Origin of the sequence: Oceaniferula spumae (assembly GCF_042849255.1) — a bacterium.
GTDB lineage: Bacteria > Verrucomicrobiota > Verrucomicrobiia > Verrucomicrobiales > Akkermansiaceae > Oceaniferula > Oceaniferula spumae.
This window is the reverse complement of record NZ_AP026866.1, coordinates 758,023-774,684: the sequence shown is the minus strand read 5'-3', so window position 1 is coordinate 774,684 and position 16,662 is coordinate 758,023. Positions and strand designations below refer to the sequence as shown.

Below are 16,662 nucleotides of genomic sequence, written 5' to 3'. Positions count from 1 at the left end.
ATTCATCATCATGTCTAACATAAAAAGATCTACAGAAGACAATATCGCAATTCTCACTTTCGATCGTGAGAACAGCGGTGCTAATATTTTTGATCGCGACGTATTGTTGGAACTCGATGACCACATCGCCGCGATTGAGCAGGCTAGCGATCTGCGTGGATTGCTTATTGATTCGGCTAAACGATCCATTTTCATAGCAGGGGCTGATATTAAAACTCTGTTCAGTGCACCGAAGGATGAGTTGGCTCAGCTGTTGGAATTGGGACAACGTGTCTTTGATCGCGTAGCAGCATTGAAAATCACCACCGTGGCCGCAATCAACGGAGCATGCGCTGGGGGGGGCTGTGAGTTGGCGCTGGCATGTGATTGGCGTGTGCTCTCTGACGCGTCAGCTACTCGCATAGGTTTGCCAGAAACTCAGCTGGGAATTCTACCCGCGTGGGGCGGATCTACCCGACTGCCTAACATGATAGGTTTGCCGAATGCACTGGATCTTATTTTAGCCGGCAAACTCCTCAAGGCCGGCGCCGCTAAACACAAAGGCCTGGCCGATGGTGTCTGTCCTCCGGAAGACTTGAAAGAATATGCCAAGACTTTCCTGAAACGAGGTAAGCGCAAATACGACTCACATTTCCTACTGCACAATCCTCTCAGCGTCTCGGTGATACGGAAAAAAGCGACAGCCAATGTCATGGAGAAAACGAGAGGTTTGTATCCCGCTGCACTGAAGGCTCTTGATGTAGCCTGTGAGTCTGTTAGTGGCTCACACAGTGAGAGCCTTGGCCGCGAACGTGAGGCGTTTCTGGAATTGGCCGCATTGCCGCAGACCAAACGCATGATCGGCCTATTTTTCCTCAACGAACGCTTCAAGAAGCTTAAGCCAAACGATGCGGAAGCCGGAACCATTGACACCGTAGCGACGATCGGGGCCGGTGTCATGGGCTCAGGCATCGCCTATTGGTTGAGCACCCGAGGCAAGAGGGTAATACTCCAGGACATCAACGATGAAGCTATTGCCAAGGGGTTGGCAGGGATTGAAAAGCTCTACGTCACATCGGTTAAAAAACGGGTCATGTCCAAAATCGAAGCCACCATTGGCTACGATAACATCCATGCTTCAGCGCAACGAGTGCCATTGCAAAACTGCGATATGGTAATCGAAGCGGCGTCTGAGGATCTAGGGATCAAAAAGAAAATTTTCGCCGACCTCAGCGAACGGACTGGACCTGATACGATATTGGCAACCAATACATCAGCATTGCCGATCCATGAATTGGCACCTGTGATCACACATCCGGAACGACTCGTCGGGCTGCATTTCTTCAACCCTGTGCATCGGATGAAATTGGTGGAAGTTGTGGAGACGGAAACAACGTCACCGGAGACCCTCGCTACGGCCGTTGCCTTCGTGCAAAAAATTGGCAAGCTTCCTGTGGTGGTTAAAGATCGTCCGGGATTCCTCGTGAACCGTATTTTACTGCCGTATTTAGTGGAGGCTGGAAACATGTTTTCGAAGGGCGCTGACCCACGTGCGATCGATAATGCGATGCTGGACTTTGGTATGCCAATGGGGCCGATCCGCTTGCTTGATGAAGTAGGTCTCGATGTTGGTATTCACGTGGCCGAAACTCTCGCGGCGGCATTCCCAGACCGTATGGAGGTGCCTGAGATTCTCTCCAAAATGATTGAGAAGGGTTTCTTGGGCCGGAAGTCGGGTAAAGGATTTTATCTCTACAATGGCGGCGGTGATCCAGTGCCGAACCCTGAGGTGTTAGCGATGCGCGAGGGCACAGAATCGCCAGACAATATCGCGGAGAAGCTAGCAGGCATGATGACCGATGAAGCCATCCTTTGTCTTGATGAAGGCGTAGCCGGAGCTCCGGAGGATGTCGATTTCGCCATGGTCATGGGCACTGGCTATGCTCCTTTCCGAGGTGGTCCGTTGCGTTACAGCGACGATAACAATCTGAACGATCGTAAATTCTACACCGAGTAATTTTAATAATCTAACAAGCACCCAAATAACATGAGCGAAGAATACAAATCAACCATCGATACCTCAACGATGTCCGAAGGTCAGCGCGCTGCCTTGGAAATGGCTGAGGAGTCACGTGATACCCGCGCAGCCTCTGGTTTTGCCTCCAGTTTGTTTATGGGCGTGCCCGATTTCGGCAAGATCACACCATTCACCAGGCAGAGCAAAGAGGATCAGCAGGCTGGGGATGAATTTGTCGCCAAGCTCGATGAATTTTTGAAAAACCACACCGATGCCGATGCCATCGATCGCGAAGGCGAGATCCCCGATGAAGTATTCAAAGGTCTCGCTGAATTGGGTGCTTTCGGGATCAAAATTCCCAAAGAATATGGTGGTCTCGGATTGTCCCAGACGAATTACTCACGCGCAGCCATGTTGTTAGGAACCTGGTGCGGAAACTTAACCGCATTACTTTCCGCGCATCAGTCCATCGGTGTGCCTCAGCCTCTCATCGTTTTTGGAACAGAACAGCAGAAGAAAAAATACCTGCCGCACTGCGCCGCCGGCGGTGTCTCTGCTTTCGCGCTCACTGAGGTAGGCGTGGGCTCTGATCCCGCACGTATGGTTACTACTGCGACCAAGAGCGAAGATGGTTCTCATTTCCTGCTCACTGGGGAAAAACTTTGGTGCACGAACTTGCTGAAGTCCCGCTACATCATCGTGATGGCGAAGACTCCCACGGAGGCTAAGCCACACTCTACCACCGCCTTCTTGGTCGATACCGAGGCCGAGGGTGTTGAGATCGTGCGCCGTTGTCATTTTATGGGACTCAAGGCACTGTATAACGGAGTGGTGAAATTCACCAATGTTAGAATTCCTGTAGAGGATGTGGTGCACGAGGAAGGCAAGGGACTAAAAGTGGCTCTAACAACTTTGAACACAGGGCGCCTGACATTGCCTGCTGCCTGCAGTGGCTTGATGCGCGAGTGCATCGATATCTGCCTGCGTTGGTGCCGCGAGCGTGAACAGTGGGGAGCACCAATCGGGAAACACGCAGCCATCGCCGGAAAACTGGCGGACATGGCCGCCGATGCCTTTGCCACCGAGGCCATGGTTTACTACGTCTCTGCGTTGGTTGATGCCGATAAAAAAGCCGACATCCGCATTGAGGCCGCGATGGCCAAACTTTGGGGCACAGAGGCCGGATGGCATACTGTTGATGAAACGATGCAGATCCGCAGTGGTCGTGGTTACGAAACGGCCGACTCGCTCCGCGCTCGTGGAGAATCGCCTGATCCGGTCGAGCGCATGTTCCGCGACTGCCGCATCAATACCATCTTCGAAGGCTCTAGTGAAATCATGCGTCTGTTCATCGCCCGCGAAGCGCTCGACCCCCATCTGCGCCGTGGCGCTGCCGCCATCGATACCCGTCTGCCTATGGGCAAACGACTTTCTGCCGGAGCCAAAGCCGGAATGCACTATGCCTTCTGGTATCCTGCCAGATTTTTGCCACGCGGATCCGGCATCCCCAGCGATATGCACCCAACCCTGAAAAAGCACATGGGCGCCATCAATCGCCTCAGTGCTAAACTCGCACGGACGCTGTTTATGGCGATGGTTACCAACGGACCCAAGTTAGAAAAACTCCAGCTCTTGTTAGGCCGCTACGTTGATATAGCCACCGAACTCTTCGCCATGTCCTGCGCCTGTTCTCGTGCTCAGGCTGAGATGAATAGCAAAGCGACGGATGTTCTAGGAAACAACGCCTTGCAGACCACCGACTACATCTGCCGCCGAGGCCGTCGTCGCATCGCAGGTCTGTTCAAAGAAGCTGGCAAAGCCCCAGACGCTGAAGGCTACAAACTAGCCCAGAGCCTGATGAAGCACGACGAGTGATCGGTGGGGCCAATCGTGCCAACATCGTGAATGCCAAAACATTAATCTGAAATACGTTGACCTTGGTTAGCTCAGACACTATTGCCCCCTGCAACTGGAATGGCTGCCTTATTGACAGGGTCTACGAGTCGCCTCAGCCGCATGTTGGCTGAAGGTATTCGTGTCGGCTTTATCCTGTTCCTGGCCATTCTCGTAAGCGGGCTGGTGCCGATGTTGATTCAGACCTACGGCTGGTATGACATGGCCCTAAAGGCTGGCGGGATGGATAAAATAGTCGAAGCCGTGACCGAAGCTCCAGCCTGTGAATTCTGCCGCGCCGCTCAGGAGATGCAGCAGAAATCTGAACCAAGTCATGAAAATACGCCTGGAAAAGACCGCGTTGAAACGGTCAAGGTTTACGCCGTTCATCATGGTCATGATTTGTTTAAGGCCAGAAGTTTTTCATCCTCCGATTCGCGAGTTTGGCGGTCGGCAGGAAATGAAATAGTGCCCGACCGTCTTGCGCTCGCGCCTTCCACTCCGCCCCCGGAGTTTTTTGTTTAGTCCCATCGCTTCGCGGCAGCTTGTTAGCCGCTCATAAAGACACGATGACCGATGTCACCCAAGGAGGTGGCTGGACAATTCGCGTGTGCTCCGTGCGCGAGTCTCAGATACGGAGAAGTAACTAACAAAAAACTTATTAAATGAATTCTATTAACAAATTGATGGTCCTCGGCACAGCCTTTGGACTGAACTCCAGCCTGCTCACTGCAGGAGAAATCCCAATGTCAGCAGCTCCGTCCAGCGGAGGATTCGATACCCACCGTGTAGACGCCCACGCGCCCATTGGAGTGATGGCCGACCACACCCATGACGCTGGCGAGTGGATGCTGTCCTACCGCTACATGTTCATGCACATGGATGGTCACCGCGCTGGCACCGACAGCCTTTCTACTCAGGATGTTTTCAATCGTGGCTTTGGCTCTGCAGCTACTGACATGGACATGGAAATGCACATGTTCGGGCTGATGTATGCTCCGTCCGATCGTCTCACGCTGATGGCGATGGCCAACTATGTGCGTAAGGACATGACCATGGAAATGAACCCGCATGCGATGGGTGGCCACATGATGCACATGGGCGGATCACATAGTCACTCCAGTGAGGGCATCGGTGATGTTTCTGTGGGGGCACTGCTGAAAGTTTATGAGCAGGCTAACCACCGCATCCATCTTAACCTCGGAGTGGTACTGCCAACTGCTAAGGTGGATGAAAAAGACGCGGGAGTCTATCAGCCCTATGGCATGCAACTGGGAAGCGGCACTTGGGATGCTGTTTTCGGACTGACTTACCTTGGTCAATCTGACCATTGGTCATGGGGTGCCCAGGCAACTGGTCGAGTAGCGCTAGAGGAAACCAACGATAGTGGTTTTGCTTATGGTGACTCTGCAAACGTAACCACTTGGTTGGCTCGTCAGCTGACTCAATCGGTTTCCATTTCGGCCAGACTAAACTATATCTATCAAGACGCCATCGATGGTCACTACGATGGTGGCCATAACCACAGCGCTCCGCCTCATTTCCAAGAGAACTACGGCGGCCATGTGATCGAGGCCGGACTCGGAGTGAACTTGCAGTTTCAGCAAGGATTCCTGAAAGGTCACCGTCTTGCTGCTGAGGTGTTGGTTCCCGTCTACCAAGATGCGAATGGTGTCGGCATGGACCGTGACTACACCTTCACACTTGGCTGGCAGAAGGCATTCTAGCAGATTGCTACTAGTTTCAGACGGCTCTTCTCGTTGTTCGGGAGGGGCCGCTTTTTTTTGGGAGGGTTGTAACCTCTCAGCGTCACCACAAGATTCACCCTTGCGCCATACCCGCATCGCAGGGATATTTAGCTCGTTATGAAGTGTGCTTCCTTTCTCCTATCTTTGCTTACCGTATTGGGCTTTGCCTCATGTGCTCAGAATCCAAACGATTGGCATATGCACGATCCGAATGATGGAGCCACGATCGCGAGTGATATTTCAAACCCACGATATTACTCGTCAGATTCACAAGGTATCGAACGCCGTGCCTTGCATGGTTGGGAAGAGCGGGGGGGCAACCGTAAAAAAGACACTCGATTCAGTGGCGAGATGTCAGTGGGGGTGAGTTCCAGATTTTAAACTCCTGACAATGATCCACGCCAGCCACGCAATAATATGAAAATGATGATCAACGTGGCTGTTTTGGTCGGCTGGCTTGCTAGCTTTTCGGCCTCGGCTGCTGAACCCGATTTTACGCCTGTTCGTGGATTGCTAAAGCGAGTTGTCGCTGAAGGAAAAGTGGCGGGTGGATCTGTGCTGGTGCTGCATGGCGGCAAGGTGGTCTTCGCGGAAGGTTTCGGTTTTGCTGACCGAAAGTCCAAAACCGCCTTCCAAGTCAATACACCTGTGGTGGTCGCCTCGATCAGTAAACCTCTGCTTGGGACGGCGGCATTCCGACTCACCCAAAAAGGTAAGTTGGACCTATCCGAACCAGTTTCAACGTATCTGCCAGAATTTGAGAATGCGAAGCTCGTGTCTGGAGCCAAGCTTCAACGATCACCAAGTATGATCGAGCTGCTTTCTCATACCTCGGGGCTCAGGCCAGCTGAAGCACCTGGTGGTCGCCCTTGGTTCTCGGACTTTACCAAGGGAAAAAAGCTGCCTGCGGTCGTGTATCACTACGCCCTCGAATTTCCCTTCTATGCCCCGCCTGGCACACGTTACGCATACAGTGGCATCGGCACAGACGTGGCTGCTCGCGTTCTAGAGGTGACTTCCAGGCAGTCACGCAACGCGCTTTTCGTGGCTGAGGTTGCGAAACCGCTCGGCATGACTCAGACGTTTTATCGTGATGCCGAAAGTGTTAAATCCATCGGTCAAATGCCCACTCGCTATTACCTAGGCAAAGATAAAACGCTTCAGGTTTCTCGGAAACGTTACATGCCCAAACAGGGTGATTATAGTTCATCTGGGGGCACCATCATATCGACGGCTCCGGATCTCGCAAAGTGGTTACTGATGATACGGAACGATGGTAAACATGAAGGAGGGGTGTTTCTTAAACCCGAAGTTATGGCCAAAATGCTCACTAAAGCCCCTCGGAGTTCCAACGCGCAAGGTGGCCTCTTTATCCGTAAAAAAGACACTAACGGTAAGGTCCTTGTCGTCGGGCATTCTGGGTCTTCAGGTACGAATTGCTGGATCGATTTCAAACACGACATCATCGGCATCATGTTGACTCAAACGAGAGGCAAAGATATCAAGCCGTTCCGAATCGAACTCGAAAAACGTATTCAGCAATGCCTAGTCTCAAGAGCAGCAGGGAAGGTTCTGACGAAATGAGCTTGAGAGAAGAATCTGCCAGAAACCGTCAGGCAGGAGTTCCGTCAGAATGCTAATACATCGCTGAATGTTATGGGGATGTAGCGTTATGTTCTTTTCATTTGGTTCTACGACGGCGCAAAATCAAACTCAGAGCACTAATGCCTATAAGCAATGAGGAAGAGGGCTCAGGAACTAAAGTGATGACGACATCGTCAATGAATGCACCAGCATCAGATGTTCCACCAGTGCTTTGAAAAGTCAGTGTGTCTGAACCTGTTCCAGTCACAAACACGGACTGGTTTTCCCAGCGAATATTGGCATTCGTGTCTGAGGGCAAATGGGTGTGGACAAAGCTATCTACAACTGAATTATTCCAAAGAAAAGACATTGGTTTATCTCCCAGTCTGTTTCCACTGCCTGCATTTCCACTCAGAGCAAAATCAATTCGGTATTGCTGCCCAATCGACGTAGCAATCGTCTGAGATAGCCGCCCAGCTCCTGAAACTCCATTCAAATCGATGAAACCATTTCCTTCGTCGCTTGGGCTAATCCCCGATTGAATACCGACAAACTCGATATCGACACCTCCATCGTTCGTCCAACCATTATAGCTATTACCTCCCAATACTGATACGGTAGTTCCCGCATCTGGATTCAATAAATTCAAACCGCCATTTACAATCGTTGCCCCATTGGCCATGGCTGCAAGTCCCACAATGACACTGACAGAAGCGATAGCGCATTGTTTTCTTAATTGATGTTTCATGATATTTTAAACCGAGTGTTCATAGCGTGATCTACTAAATAGAATTTAATTTGTGAGCCCAGAGCAAGGCAAGATCAATTATGAGTAGGCTGTGTTTATTATATAAATATAATAGGATTATGCGGTCACGTTCTACTGGGATGTTTAACATGGATCACACTTGGTAAACATACTGTATCCGCTTCTTGTGTTTTCAACTCGGCATGTTTTCGCTTCGGTGTGCTCTATTTATGGGGCAATAGGTATGGAGAATCACACACTAGACAATAACTAGGAGGCTCCATTTTCCATTTTAGTGAATGAATAGCGATGCCTTACCCAATCTTCTTCAAGATCGCCCTAACAAGCGGAGGGCCGTGATAGATGAAACCGGTGTATAGTTGCACCAGTTTGGCGCCCGCTTTCAGTTTCGCCTGTGCGTCTTCGGCGGTCATGATGCCACCTACACCGATGATCGGGACTTTGTCGCCCAAGTGACTGTAGAAGTCTGCTATCACATCGGTCGCACGCGGTGTCAGAGGCGCGCCTGATAGCCCGCCAGCTTGGGATTCGTAATCACAACCAGCCACTTCAGCCCGACTGATGGTGGTGTTGGTGGCAATCAGTCCATCGAGTCCACCGTCGAGAAAGACCTTAGCCAGATCCGCGATGTGTTGAGGCTCAAGATCGGGTGCGACTTTCAATGCGATGGGAACTCTCCGCCCACTGGAAAGGGCAAGTTTTTCTTGTTCTTGTTTGAGGGTTCCTAACAATTTAGCTGTCTCATCAGCTGCTTGAAGGTCGCGAAGACCAGGGGTGTTAGGAGAGGATAGGTTGACTGTGATGTAGTCGGCCACGTCCCATGCGCCACGAAGACAGGCGAGGTAGTCGTCCACGGCATTTTCGTTAGGGGTCACCTTGTTTTTACCAATGTTGAAACCAACCACGCCGCCTTGTTTGCGAAAGCTGTGGGAAGCCGCTACGTTGGCCACTCCGGTGTCGATACCCGGGTTATTGAAACCCATGCGATTAATGATCGCCTCTTTGTTGACGATACGGAACAGGCGGGGCTGAGGATTTCCTTCTTGGGGTTTCGGAGTGATCGTTCCTATTTCCACCGAGCCGAATCCTAGTCGACCGAGAGCATCGATACAGTTGCCCTCCTTGTCCAAGCCGGCAGCGAGTCCCACGCAGTTAGGAAAAGTGATGCCCATGCATTCGACGGGTCGGGCTTGGGGAGCTTTACCGCTGAGAGTTCCTAACAGATGAAGTTTTTCCAGCCATCTAAGGCTGTCGAGTGAAACGTGGTGTGCCTTTTCGGCATCGAGACGGAAGAGAAGATTGCGGGCGAAGCGGTACTGACTGGGAGACATCTGAGATTCGAAAGCGGGTGGGAAATTAGTAGAGTGTGGAGCGAGGTTTGCTATCTGTTTCTTCTTCCTCTTCCTTCATAAGCTCGAAGTCACCTTCCTCACAGCAGCGGACGAACCCTTCGGCAAAGCTTTTCAGCTTGTCCCAGCACTGGCGGATCTCGGCGGCTTCGTCGGATGTGATGGAGTTATCCAATGCCGCTTGGGAAATTCGGGTAAGGAGACCTGAGAACTGACCGACGATTTCATTCGTAGCGGGGAGGACCTCGTATCCTTGCTCACAGTGACTTTCTGGATTTCGCACGAAGTAGCCACCACTTTGCTCGCAGAGCCACTCGACCAGACCGTGGTCTTGGGTGTGATTGTGGATTTCAAGCACCCGGTCCAGAGGATTCCGGCTGCCGGATCCGACCTCCGACTGCTCTTGTGCCCATTTGTAAACCAGTGACAGTGAGACACCGAGTTCTGCGGCGATCGCCTTTGGGCTACTTTTATCAAAAGCTTTTTTGAGAACCTCGTGGGATTTCATATCGAGTACGCTAGGGGGCTTTCGTGAAACTGGCAAGCCCCAGCTGCATCAAGCTTCGGATCTAAAAGGCTCATTTCCTGACAATTCCAGTCAGCCAGCCGACGGTGAGTAAAAAATCTCCAATCACGCGCCGTAGGGTGCCATTTTTGAAACGTCGGCCGTCACTGATTACAGGGCCTGGCAAAACAGTCCATGTTCCGTGTCGCTTGGCGCGGATCGCGAGATCGAGGTCTTCGAATCGGGGGAGAGGTTTAAAACCGCCAACGTGCACAAAAACATCGTGCCGGATAAACATGGCCTGATCTCCGTAGGCCCAGAAAGCTTTCCGCACTCGCCACCCGGCCCAGACGCTTGTTTTTTTCAGGATACTGCTGGTACCGGAGAATTTTCGGTCGAAGCAGCCCATGGAAAAACCGGACTCGATACTCGCGATGACACTCTCACATCCGGAGGCGGGGAGGATGGTGTCTGCGTGTAGAAATAGCAGTGTCTTTCCTCTGGCCGCATTGGCACCGGCGTTCATCTGTTCGGCTCGGCCAGCTGGCGAATAGATAATGGTCACAGGGAAATCTCTGGCGATTTCCACGGTGTCATCTTGGCTTCCTCCATCGCTGATGATCACCTCTATTTCTGATGAGGGATCAGCTGTTAGGGGGAGCTTCTCCAGGCATGAACGCAGCACAACGCCTTCATTAAGAACTGGTATAATAATACTCAGTTTTGGAAATGTTGAAGGTGAGGGCATTTTTTTAATAATAATCGAATGATTCCATTGCCTGCACGTCTCAGGAAGAGTATGCTGCTGTGCGCCTAGCAAGGCGTTGTTCTCGACCTAGGTCAACACAAACAATTTTCCTTCATCCCGTAACGAACTCCACTGTGACACCCAAACCCGTAGAAGCCTACAAAGTATTACTGCTACTAGCCTCGGCGGTATTGGTAGTGGCTGGTTTGAAATTGGCACAGACGTTTTTCATCCCGGTCTTCCTCGCCTTTTTCATCGCCGCGGTGAGTTTCCCGATCACCAACTGGCTTCGTGAACACAAGGTGCCTCGTTTTCTGGCTGTGTTCATCACCGTGATGGTTGTGTTCGCTTTCCTCTCTGGCATTATGGTGGTGGGGGCTTTGCTCATCAATGACTTGGCCGAAGGTGGTAAACTCGAGCTCTACGGAAATAAAATGTATGAGGTGGCATTGAATACCGGAGCCCAGCTCGAGGAGTGGCAAATCGAGGGGGCTCAAGAGGACATCAAAAAATTTCTGACTGTTGAGAAAATCCGAGATTTCTTCACGGAGAATGTGGCATCCCTACTTGGTCGTGTGATTGATACCCTTAAGATATCATTCATCGTTCTCATCTTGCTGGTCTTTATGCTGAGTGAGGCGCGTTTGTTCAGTCGCCGATTCGAGGCAATCGTTGAGGCAAAAGGACCCAACCTTCAGCGTATGCTCAGTGCCACTCGTGACATCCAAAAGTATCTCGGTATCAAAACCATGATCAGCATTGCCACTGGCGGACTGGCGGGTTTGTTGTGCTGGGCTGCGGGAATCGACTTTCCTTTGTTGTGGGGAATTCTAGCCTTTGGGTTGAACTATGTGCCAGCGGTCGGCTCAATCATTGCGGGTATCCCGCCGGTGATTCTGGCTCTTCTCATGCACGATGTTAGACACGCCATTGCGGTGGCCTGTGGTTACTTGGTGATCAATGGTTTCCTTGGGAACTTCATGGAGCCCGCGTTGTTAGGTCGACGCTTCGGTCTCTCCACCGTGGTGATTGTTATTTCGGTTCTCTTCTGGGGCTTTGTTTGGGGGCCTGTGGGAATGCTGCTTGCGGTGCCGTTAACCATGATGGTGAAGGTAGCCATGGATAATAGCTACGAACTCCGCTGGCTTGGTGTCGCCATCAGCCAGGGCAAAACAGTCAATCACGAGCAGGAACGTCGGATCATCAAGGAATCCGCTAAGGCGAAGAAACCCTCGGATGCGAAGTCTTCACAAGAAAACGAGCATCCCCAGGACACTTCCGATGTTACCAAACCCGTCGTGATCAGTCCCGAGGGGCTGTAAAGACACTAAGTTTTCTGAGATAGCGCTGAGAGGGTGTTGGTGAGATGTCGTGCATTGGCAGATGCAAATTCTTCGACGGAAACATGCCGCCCACATTCACTTTCCAGACTGGTCATTGAGACACCGTCGATACCGCAGGGAGTGATCGAGAGAAAGCCAGTCAGAGATTCCTTGGTGATGTTAATCGCGAATCCGTGCATGCTGATCCATTTTCTAACACCCACACCGATGGACGCCAACTTACGGTTCTCCACCCAGACTCCGGTAAGTCCGTCACGTCGGCCGGCGGTGACGTCATACTCCAGACAAGTCCTGATCAGAGCTTCTTCAATCGCCCGGATGTAGGCGTGCAGGTCTCTACCGAGTGGTTGCAGATTTAGGATAGGGTAGCCTGTTAGTTGCCCAGGTCCGTGATAAGTGGCCTGACCGCCACGATTGATTTCTACCACAGGGTGGGGGAGCATCTTGGTGTTTGTGCCTAAGGAACTCTGATCGCGGGTACGACCGATGGTGTAGACTGGTGCATGTTCGAGCGAGAGGATTTGATCATCAGCTTTGCCATCCAATATGTCCTGCACGATCGATTGCTGCATTTCCAATCCTTGTTGGAAATCCACACCTTGTCCGATCCAGCGATGCTGTAACTGCATGGCGTAGTGCTAGTGCCTGACTGGATGGGAAACAAGTGGCAATCGGTACGAAATCGCACGATTCACGATCGCTCCAAATGCCCATTTAATCGACCCTACCGATCGTCACCCGCTAATTGTTTCGGATCACTTAACTACCGATCGGCACAATATGTGGCCGCATTTCTAAGAAAATACACCATATAAGCAATTGTTGGTCAAATTCACTTGGAGAGCCCCAGATCACTACTATATTGGCAAGAACTCGCCGGAGCCGCTTTTCTCCGGAGTACCCTTACTCACGACTAACCCCGTTCACTCTAAAACCATGTATCTCAAATCACTCGATCTCCACGGCTTCAAATCCTTCGCGGACAAGACCAAGTTTGAATTTCACCCGAAAGGTGTCACTGGTATTGTTGGTCCTAACGGCTGTGGTAAATCCAACGTCGTAGACGCCATCCGCTGGGTACTTGGTGAGACATCAGCGAAGGCACTGCGTGGTGGGGAAATGTCCGACGTCATTTTCAACGGCACGGATAAAAGTGGCACCAGCCGCGCACGGGCTGCTCTCGGCATGGCTGAGGTGACCATGACCTTGGCCGACTGTGAGGAGACTCTGAAAGTGGACTACAACGAAGTCGCTATCACCCGTCGTGTATTTCGCGATGGCAAGTCGGAGTATCGAATCAACAACACTCTCTGCCGCTTGCGTGATATTCATGAGCTATTCATGGACACTGGCATTGGCCGTACCTCTTACTCGATCATGGAGCAGGGGAAAATTGACATGCTTCTGTCATCCAAGCCAGAAGACCGCCGCACCGTTTTCGAGGAGGCTGCGGGCATCACCAAGTTTAAGAAGGAAAAGAAAGAAGCCCTGCGCAAACTCGAATACACTGAGGCAAACTTACTGCGTGTATCCGACGTGCTCGCCGAGCAGGAGCGCCGGATGAACTCACTGAAACGTCAGGTTGCCAAGGCCCGTCGCTATCAGGAGTTAGCGAAGGATGTTAGAATTCTTGATACTCACCTCAGTCACCGCAAGTTCACTGAATACAGCGCTGAGCTTTCCGAACTGGAGACATCCATCCACTCACTCGAAGTGCGTGAGACAGAACTGGAAGTCGGCTTGCCTGAAAAAGAGGAAGCCGTAGTCAATGCCCGTGACGCCGCCCAGAGTCTGGAGTCTGAACTCTCTGAGATCCGTCAGCAACTGAACCATCACACCAACTCTGCCAGCGCGGCCGAAAGCCGTATTGCCTTTAACAAAGAACGCCAGAGCGAACTCGAGGCACGGGTCAGTCAGAACCAAAGCGACATTCTCGAAGCCCAGAGCAAACTCGAACAACAACAGTTTGATTACCAAGAGGCAGAAAAAACGCTTACCGAACTCTCCGGTCGTATTGAGTCTCAGCAAACCATGCTCTCGGAGCACGAGTCTCGCGCCGCAACCCAGCGCGCCGAACGCGAGGAGAAAGAAGGAATCCTCCGCAGTCTGCGCAATGAGGCGAACAGCACTCAGGCCGTGATCGCAGCCAGCCAGGCAAAAATCGAAAGCGCACTGTCCCAGATGGAGAACAGCCGCGAGCGTTCTCGCAAACTCACCGAGGAAAACGAGCGCCTTCAGGCTGAGCACGAGCAGGCGGTGATGGAGCAGGAAGAAATTTCATCCGAACTCGACGGCCGCCGCGACAAGCTAGCCGCTTTGGAAGAAGATAAAGAGGTCGCCGAACGCACTTTCCAGCATTCTCGTGGCGACTTGGATGCCGCTCGCGAAAGCGCATCGACCGCTCACAAGGAGTTGGCAAAAACTTCTTCTCGTCTCGATGTTCTTAAACAACTCGTCGACAGCGGAGAAGGTTTCCAAAAAGGCACCCAGTCTGTGCTTAAAGGTCTCGACGAACCTGAATTTTTCAACAATGGCGTGCGAGGTGTGCTGGCCGGTCTGATCGAAGTTCAGCCTGAATACACCGTCGCTGTGGAAGCCGCTCTCGGTAATAACCTGCAGTCAGTGCTGGTTACTGATTCCAACTACGCCCAAGCCATCATCGATCGCCTCACTGAAAAGAAACTTGGTGAGGCTGCTATCATTCCAGCCGACTTCGTGGCGCCAACCTCATCTGGTCAGATGATGACGGTGCCGGACGGTGCCGAGACCTGGGCCATGGACCGGGTGAAAGCTGATTCAAAAGTCGCATCGGTGGTAGAAAACTTGTTAGGCAAGGTGCTCATTGTCAGCGATCTCACCACCGCCTTGGAAATGCGCAAGGATCTGCCGGATGTCACCCTTGTGACCCTCCGCGGCGATGTCTGCTCTCCTGAGGGAACAGTCAAAGGTGGCGTTAGCACGGGTGATCAAAACTCGGTGTTAGAACGTCAAAATGAAGTTCGTGCTCTGGAAATTGAAGTCGCCGAACTGGAAACAGCTGATGAGGAAGCACGCGCTCACCTCGCTGAACTTGAGCTTCAGGTCACCGAACAGCGCGAAGCTTCTGAGGCTGCCCGCGATCGCCTCCAGAAAGCCCGCGTTGAAGAGTCCACGCTGCAAGGCCAGCTCACCCTCGCGAATCGCGAAGTGGAATCGTTGGAAAGTAAAATTGCCAGCGTAGAGTGGGAGCGTAATGACATCCGCGAGCGTGAAGACAATGCGTTCACCGGCAGAGAAGCCTTGGAAAGCGACCTTGCTTCAGCACGAGCCCGTCAGGAGCAGTTAGAAGCTGATCAAGTTAAACTCGCCGGAGAACTCGAGGAAGCTAGCCGCCGTGAAAACGAGGCCGTCGCTCAGCTTCAGGAATTCCGCACCAGCCTTGCTGTCGAACGTCAGGCGCTGGAAGCTGCCGAGCAGCAGCGTTCTCCGATGGCAGCCCGTCTTGACGAACTCCGCCAGATCAGCACCCGCCGAGACGAGGAAATCGCGACCTTTAATGAGCGCATGCAAGCTGCCGTTGCAGAAAACGCAGAACTCAGCGAAACCATCGAGACTCACCGTGCCGAGGCCAGAGATCTTGAACAATTGTTAGAAGAGACTTCAGCCAGCCGGGGTGATCTGCACAAGGCCATCGAAAGCAGTGAGAAAGAACTCTCCGCGCTACGCCGCGAGTGTTCCAAGATCACCGAACAAAAAGGACGCGAGGAAGTCGCCGCCACCAAGATCGGTCTACGTCTGGAAAACCTCAATGAAATGGTGATGGAGCGTCATCAGCTGGAACTGAAACATTTCCGTCCTGACTCACACGCTCTGCTTTCCTGTCTGCAAGAACGAGCCAAGCAGCACGAACGCCAAGCTCAGCGCCGCATGAACAACGAACCGGACGAGGATGAAAATACTGTCACGTCCACTGCTGATTCCGATGAAGCGGATATGCAGAACCTTCCTGGTGACTCCGGCCCGGACTGGTCGCTGGTCGAAGCCATCGTCACGGATCTGAAACGCAAGGTCGACTCGATGGGACCGGTCAATGTTGATGCGATTGAGGAATACGATGAACTCGAAGACCTGCACAACAACCTGCGTAACCAGCACGACGATTTGGTCAATTCCAAGACCGAACTCATCGAGGTGATCGATCGTATCAACATCGAGACCAAGAAACGCTTCACTGAAACCTTCACCCAGGTCGCGGAGAACTTCAAAGGTATGTTCAAGGTGCTGTTTGGCGACAAAGCCACCGCCAACCTTGTGTTGGTGGATGAGGATGACCCGCTCGAATGTGGTATCGACATCATCGCCAAGCCTCCTGGTAAAAAGCTCCAGTCCATCAGCCTGCTCTCTGGTGGAGAGCGCTCGATGACTGCTGTGGCCTTGTTGTTCTCGATCTACCAAATCAAACCGAGCCCATTCTGTGTGCTGGACGAACTGGACGCACCACTCGACGAAGCAAACATCAACCGTTTCCTCAAGGTGCTGGACAAATTCATCGACAACTCACAGTTCATCATCGTTACCCACAGTAAACGGACCATGGCTCGAGCCGACGTCATTTACGGTGTTACCATGGAGGACTTCGGGGTTTCCAAGCCTGTAGGCATGCGCCTTACCGATTCCGACTCCGCCAACAAAGGCGAGGCCAAAACCGCAGCGCAGAAAGCTGCTCTCGAGTTGGACGCCTGACGCAA

The 16,662-nt window shown here is 52.1% G+C and carries 13 protein-coding genes; 8 read left to right on the top strand and 5 right to left on the bottom strand.

The features are described from left to right. The first annotated feature begins 10 nt into the window (after positions 1–10). The 6 genes from ACSPJT_RS03330 (at position 11) to ACSPJT_RS03305 (ending at position 7,221) form a co-directional block, all read left to right on the top strand. On the top strand, positions 11–1,996 hold the full coding sequence (locus ACSPJT_RS03330; RefSeq protein WP_435894953.1) for a 3-hydroxyacyl-CoA dehydrogenase NAD-binding domain-containing protein: 1,986 nt from the start codon (positions 11–13) through the stop codon (positions 1,994–1,996). Between the two features lie 30 nt (positions 1,997–2,026). Next, positions 2,027–3,871, top strand: a complete 1,845-nt coding sequence (locus tag ACSPJT_RS03325; RefSeq protein WP_435894952.1) for an acyl-CoA dehydrogenase family protein — start codon at positions 2,027–2,029, stop codon at positions 3,869–3,871. A 141-nt stretch (positions 3,872–4,012) separates the two neighbouring features. Beyond that, complete coding sequence (locus tag ACSPJT_RS03320; RefSeq protein WP_435894951.1) at positions 4,013–4,414, top strand: hypothetical protein; 402 nt, start codon at positions 4,013–4,015, stop codon at positions 4,412–4,414. Between the two features lie 140 nt (positions 4,415–4,554). Beyond that, on the top strand, positions 4,555–5,616 hold the full coding sequence (locus ACSPJT_RS03315) for a transporter (RefSeq protein WP_435894950.1): 1,062 nt from the start codon (positions 4,555–4,557) through the stop codon (positions 5,614–5,616). Positions 5,617–5,835: 219 nt separating this feature from the next. After that, complete coding sequence (locus ACSPJT_RS03310) at positions 5,836–6,018, top strand: hypothetical protein (RefSeq protein WP_435894949.1); 183 nt, start codon at positions 5,836–5,838, stop codon at positions 6,016–6,018. A gap of 36 nt (positions 6,019–6,054) precedes the next feature. Beyond that, positions 6,055–7,221 (top strand): serine hydrolase domain-containing protein, encoded by a 1,167-nt coding sequence (locus tag ACSPJT_RS03305; RefSeq protein WP_435894948.1) that lies wholly within the window; start codon positions 6,055–6,057, stop codon positions 7,219–7,221. Between the two features lie 97 nt (positions 7,222–7,318). Here ACSPJT_RS03305 and ACSPJT_RS03300 read toward each other — a convergent pair whose 3' ends face one another. From ACSPJT_RS03300 to ACSPJT_RS03285, 4 genes are all read right to left on the bottom strand, one after another. Continuing rightward, the gene (locus tag ACSPJT_RS03300; protein WP_435894947.1) at positions 7,319–7,969 is read right to left on the bottom strand and encodes a PEP-CTERM sorting domain-containing protein; all 651 of its coding nucleotides are present in this window, start codon (positions 7,967–7,969) and stop codon (positions 7,319–7,321) included. Between the two features lie 314 nt (positions 7,970–8,283). Further along, a complete protein-coding gene (locus tag ACSPJT_RS03295; protein WP_435894946.1) occupies positions 8,284–9,321 on the bottom strand; it encodes a quinone-dependent dihydroorotate dehydrogenase in 1,038 nt (345 codons plus the stop codon). 25 nt (positions 9,322–9,346) lie between these two features. Continuing rightward, positions 9,347–9,847: a phage regulatory CII family protein gene (locus ACSPJT_RS03290; RefSeq protein ID WP_435894945.1), complete on the bottom strand. Its 501-nt coding sequence runs from the start codon at positions 9,845–9,847 to the stop codon at positions 9,347–9,349. A 70-nt stretch (positions 9,848–9,917) separates the two neighbouring features. Next, positions 9,918–10,592 (bottom strand): TIGR04283 family arsenosugar biosynthesis glycosyltransferase, encoded by a 675-nt coding sequence (locus ACSPJT_RS03285; RefSeq protein ID WP_435894944.1) that lies wholly within the window; start codon positions 10,590–10,592, stop codon positions 9,918–9,920. Between the two features lie 134 nt (positions 10,593–10,726). Between ACSPJT_RS03285 and ACSPJT_RS03280 the strand changes: the two genes are divergently transcribed. Then, complete coding sequence (locus ACSPJT_RS03280; RefSeq protein ID WP_435894943.1) at positions 10,727–11,914, top strand: AI-2E family transporter; 1,188 nt, start codon at positions 10,727–10,729, stop codon at positions 11,912–11,914. 5 nt (positions 11,915–11,919) lie between these two features. Here the strand turns inward: ACSPJT_RS03280 and lipB are convergent, their stop codons facing one another. Continuing rightward, on the bottom strand, positions 11,920–12,564 hold the full coding sequence (lipB, locus tag ACSPJT_RS03275; RefSeq protein WP_435894942.1) for a lipoyl(octanoyl) transferase LipB: 645 nt from the start codon (positions 12,562–12,564) through the stop codon (positions 11,920–11,922). 307 nt (positions 12,565–12,871) lie between these two features. On the opposite strand from lipB, the gene smc reads away from it, so the two are divergent. After that, positions 12,872–16,657 (top strand): chromosome segregation protein SMC, encoded by a 3,786-nt coding sequence (gene smc / locus ACSPJT_RS03270; RefSeq protein WP_435894941.1) that lies wholly within the window; start codon positions 12,872–12,874, stop codon positions 16,655–16,657. The last annotated feature ends 5 nt before the right edge of the window (positions 16,658–16,662 follow it).